Origin of the sequence: Mesorhizobium sp. M0802, from assembly GCF_040320115.1 — a bacterium.
Classification (GTDB): Bacteria; Pseudomonadota; Alphaproteobacteria; order Rhizobiales; family Rhizobiaceae; genus Mesorhizobium.
Genome location: NZ_JAMYOY010000066.1, coordinates 1 through 693, shown reverse-complemented (window position 1 = coordinate 693; position 693 = coordinate 1). Strand labels below are relative to the sequence as shown.

Genomic DNA, 693 nt, shown 5'->3' with positions numbered 1-693 from the left:
CCGCAAGATCGCCGGCAATGGTGAACTCGAGGCCAGGTTCGCTCGGCTGCTCGGGCTGGTCGAGCGGCTGCTGGCCCAGAGGCCGAAGGACAAGAACAAGCTCTATTCGATGCATGCGCCCGAGGTGGTCTGCATCTCGAAAGGCAAAGCCCGCGCACCCTACGAGTTCGGCTGCAAGGTCGGGATCGCAACAACCAACCGTGAAGGCCTCGTGCTGGCCGCCAAATCCTTCCAGGGCAATCCGTATGACGGCCACACGCTCGCAGCGACTGTCGATCAGGCCGCGCAGATTGGCGGCGTCGAGCCGGACCGCATCTACGTCGACAAGGGCTATCGCGGCCATGACTATGCCGGTTCGGGTTCGGTGATGCTCGCCGGCAGCAAGCGTGGGCTGACCGCCACCATGAAGCGGGAGTTGAACGACGATCGGCCATCGAGGCCACCATCGGCCACTGAAGACCGACGGGCGGCTGGACCGGAACTTCCTTCTCGGGCATGCTGGCGATGCCATCAATGCGCTGCTCGTGGCCGCCGGCCACAATCTGCGCCTCATCCTAGCCACACTGGCGCTTTGGCGTGCGCTCATCCTGCTGGCGATCGCTGCTTGCGCCGCCAAACCGGATACTTCCTCCCGTCACTGCGGCACTGCCGCGTCAATGGCTTAGCCATTGTTCAGGGCCGACTCGTTAGTTG

1 pseudogene is annotated in these 693 nt (G+C 63.9%); it reads left to right on the top strand.

Annotated features, from left to right (window positions below):
- Nucleotides 1-665, top strand: a pseudogene (locus tag NKI10_RS30880) (transposase); the annotation flags it as partial.
- Between the last annotated feature and the right edge of the window lie 28 nt (nt 666-693).